We start from the raw sequence: 3,646 nt of genomic DNA, 5'->3' as shown, positions 1-3,646 counted from the left end.
CCCATCCGCATACCTCACACACCACGGGATACAGCCACCCATCCATGCCCATCAGGGACTTCGTGAAGATTCACCCCGACGAGCTGAAGTCAGTATCGAAGCAGGAGCCGGTCCGGCCGGTGGAGGGGCGGATGCCCGCCTGCTCGCAGTGGCGGCCGAACGCCACGCTGGTGTATTGGGCGCCCTTGTCGCTGTGATGGATCAGTCCTGGCAGGGGCCTTCGGGTGGTGACCGCCAATCGCGAGGGCGTCGGTGACCAGTTCGGTGCGCTCTACCCTTCTTCCTGGGAGGCCCAGCCGTTCGTAGGGTCCTACCTTCTTGATCGGGTTGATCAAGACCACTTGTAGGATCTGGAGGCCCAGAGACACCGGGTATGGCTTTCGTAGGGTCGCCCTCGATGGCTCCCCCAACCTGGCCGCCCGGTGTCTCACGACGGCCTGACCGCTGATTAGGAGCCGCGAGTACCACGTCGTACATCGCTGAGTAGGACCATGTCGGCAAGGTCGTTTGGGATCGCAGAGCAGGCTGAACGACCGGAGGAGCCCGTGGCCCGGATCTGGGCGGGTACAGATATCGGCAAGACGCACCACCATTGCGTGGTCCTGGACGCGGAGGGCAAACGGCTGCTGTCGCGCCGCGTCGCGAACGACGAACCGGAGCGCTGGCCTTGCTGGCCGACGTGCTCGCCTTGGACGAGGACGTGGTCTGGGCGGTCGACGTCGCCGACGGTATGGCCGCCTTGCTGATCAACCTGCTGCTCAACCACGCTCAGCAGCTCGTCTACCTGCCCGGCATGGCCGTCAACCGTGCCTCGGCCGGCTACCGGGGCATGGGGAAGACCGATGCCAAGGACGCCACCGTCATCGCGGACCAAGCCCGGATGCGCCGGGACCTGACGGTTCTGCAGCCGGACGACGAGCACGCCATCGAGCTGCGGGTTCTCACCGGCCGCCGGTCCGACCTGGTGGCCGACCGCACCCGGACCCTCAACCGCCTTCGCTCCACGCTGACCAGCATCTTCCCAGCTCTGGAGAGGGCTTTGGACCTGAGTAATCTCGGGCCGCTGGTACTGCTTACCGGGTACCAGACACCCGCTGCACTGCGGCGCGTCGGCACCCGGCGGCTGACCACCTGGCTGGGCAACCGCAAGGTCCGAGGCGCCCAGGCCCTGGCCGAAGCCGCCATCGCCGCCGCCGGCCGGCAGCACACGGCCCTGCCCGGCGAGAAGATCACCGCGCAGATGGTCCACACGCTGGCCAGGGAGGTGATGAGCCTCCATGAGCAGGTCGCCGAGATCGACAAGCTCATCGAGGCCCGGTTTCGCGAGCACGAGCTGGCAGAGGTGATCTCCAGCATGCCCGGGATCGGCCCCGTCCTTGGCGCCGAGTTCCTCGCCGCCACCTGCGGCGACCTCAGCCGAGACGGCAGCGCAGACCGTCTGGCGAGCCTGGCTGGCGTCGCCCCGGTGCCGCGGGACTCGGGCAGCATCAGCGGCAATCTGCACCGGCCTCGGCGCTACCATCGCGGCCTGCAACGGGTCTTCTACCAGTCGGCGCTGCTGAGCATCCGGCGCTGCGAGGAGTCCCGAAGGTTCTACGTGAGGAAGCGAGCGGAGGGCAAACGCCACATCCAGGCGGTCCTGGCGCTGGCCCGGCGCCGTGTGAACGTCTTGTGGGCCTTGATACGTGACCGACAGTGCTACCAACGGACGCTCCCTGTCACGGCTGCAGCTTGACAAACGGCATTAGGAGGTTGTGGCACCCAGGGGAGCCGGGTGTGGCTCTCGGTGCGCTGCCGCCTTGTGGCTCCACATGCTTGGCCGCCCGGCTCCCCACGACGACTCGGCCGCCGGTTAGGAAGTGCGAACAAGTCGCTGTGCAGAGCAATGCCGGCGAGGTCGTCCGTGGCACGAACAACACGAACACGCGCGTCAGGAGCATGATGAGCCGGATATGGGCGGGGATCGACAGCGGCAAGGGCCACCACCACGGCCTCGCCTTGGACACCGATGGCAAGACACTGCTGTCGCGGCAGATCGCCAACGACGAGCCCGAGCTGCTGAAGCTGATCGGTGACGTCCTCGACCTGGCCGCCGGCCGTCCGGTCACCTGGGCCATCGACATGACCGGCGGGGAGCCTGCCCTGCTGCTGGCCCTGCTGGTGAACCACGGGCAGGAGGTCCTCTGAACCGGGCCTCGGACGGTTACCGCGGCGAGGGCAAGACCGACGCCCGCGACGCCTACGTTATCGCCGACCAGGCCAGGATGCGCCGCGACCTGCGGCCCATCCGTCCCGGCGACGAAGCCGGCGTCGAGCTCAAGCTGCTGACCGGACGCCGGGCTGACCTGGTCGAGGACCGCACCCGCTTGGTCAACCGCCTGCGCGGCACGCTGCTGAACATGTTCCCCGCCCTGGAACGAGCCCTGGACGTGACCAACACCGGCCCGCTCAGGCTTCTGACGGGTTACCAGACACCGGCCGCGATCCGCCGGGCCGGGACGGCGCGGCGGACAAAGTGGCTGACCAACCGCAAGGTCCGCAACGCGAGAACGCTGGCCGAAGCGGCGGTCGAGGCCGCCGAACGCCAGCACACCGCCGTCCCCGGCGAGAAGACCATCGCGAGGCTGGTCCACACCCTGGCCGAGGAGGTGACGGCCCTCAACGAGCAGATCCGCGAGATGGACAAGCTCATCGAGGGCCGGTTTCGCGAACACGAGCTCGCCGACATCATCCTGAGCGTCCCCGGAATCGGCGCGACCCTCGGTGCCGAGTTCCTCGCCGCCATCGGCGGCAGCCTGGACGACTTCGGCTCCCCCGACGCCCTGGCGGCCTTCGCCGGGGTCGCCCCCGCACCTCGCGACTCGGGCAAGGTCAGCGGCAATCTCCACCGGCCGATCGTCTACCACCGGAGACTCCAGCGCGTCTTCTACACGTCCGCACTGGTCAGCGTCCAGTTCGACCCGAACTCGCGGAAGTTTTATGACCGCAAACGCGCCGAGGGGAAGAAGCACGTCCAGGCCGTGCTCGTTCTTGCCCGCCGACGCGTCAACGTCCTCTGGGCGTTGATCCGCGACCGACGGTGCTACGAAGTGACACCACCGGTGCCTGCGGCAGCTTGACAACAGCATTAGGAAGCATGTGGTCGGCCATCGCCCAGCCCGCCAGCCGTTTTGAGGACAGGTCCAACCCCCATTGCCAGATACAGGAATTGGCCATTGCCGACCGGGAGGTAGGTTATGTCACCCACGTAGCGGGCGTTCGGCACGGCCGCGGTGAAGTCGCGGCCGATCAGGTCCGGGGCCGCGGTGGCCTGCCAGTCCTGACGCGTGAGCGGGATGCCTCCCGTGCGCCGGTGCACGCCTACGAGGCCGGCGGCCCGCATCAGGCGGGTTATGCGATTGCGGCCGATGCGCAGACCGTCGACATCCCGCAGGCCGGCCTGGACGCGCGGGGCGCCGTAGGTGCCGCGGGACCGCTCGTGGCGGCCTTGATCTTCTCTGTCAGCTCCACGTCTTCGCGCTGGCGGCGGGAGGGCCCACGGTTCTTCCAGGCCTAGTACTGCAACGGTGCTTGCCGTGACTGATGGCTAGGTCAGGGACTGTGTCCGCGTCGTTTGTAGTGACTGATGCGGGCCTGGTGCTGTCGC

The 3,646-nt window shown here is 67.9% G+C and carries 2 protein-coding genes and 2 pseudogenes; 3 read left to right on the top strand and 1 reads right to left on the bottom strand.

Features of this window, described 5'->3' with window-relative positions; genetic code table 11:
* The 3 genes and pseudogenes from ABZ624_RS42420 to ABZ624_RS42410 all read left to right on the top strand — a co-directional run.
* Nucleotides 1-197: hypothetical protein (locus ABZ624_RS42420; RefSeq protein ID WP_360100989.1), on the top strand; the 197-nt coding region annotated here is incomplete at its 5' end.
* A 294-nt stretch (nucleotides 198-491) separates the two neighbouring features.
* Nucleotides 492-1,735 (top strand): annotated as a pseudogene (locus ABZ624_RS42415) (IS110 family transposase).
* Nucleotides 1,736-1,938: 203 nt separating this feature from the next.
* A pseudogene (locus ABZ624_RS42410) lies at nucleotides 1,939-3,119 on the top strand (IS110 family transposase).
* 8 nt (nucleotides 3,120-3,127) lie between these two features.
* On the opposite strand, the gene ABZ624_RS42405 reads toward ABZ624_RS42410, so the two are convergent.
* Nucleotides 3,128-3,433 carry a hypothetical protein gene (locus ABZ624_RS42405; protein ID WP_360100992.1) on the bottom strand — a complete coding sequence of 102 codons (306 nt, stop codon included), beginning with the start codon at nucleotides 3,431-3,433 and terminating at the stop codon, nucleotides 3,128-3,130.
* Nucleotides 3,434-3,646 lie beyond the last annotated feature (213 nt).

The organism is Streptomyces sp. NPDC007205 (assembly GCF_040634095.1).
Taxonomy (GTDB): domain Bacteria; phylum Actinomycetota; class Actinomycetes; order Streptomycetales; family Streptomycetaceae; genus Streptomyces.
Note: the sequence above shows the minus strand (reverse complement) of the source record. Positions and strands in the feature narration are given on the sequence as shown.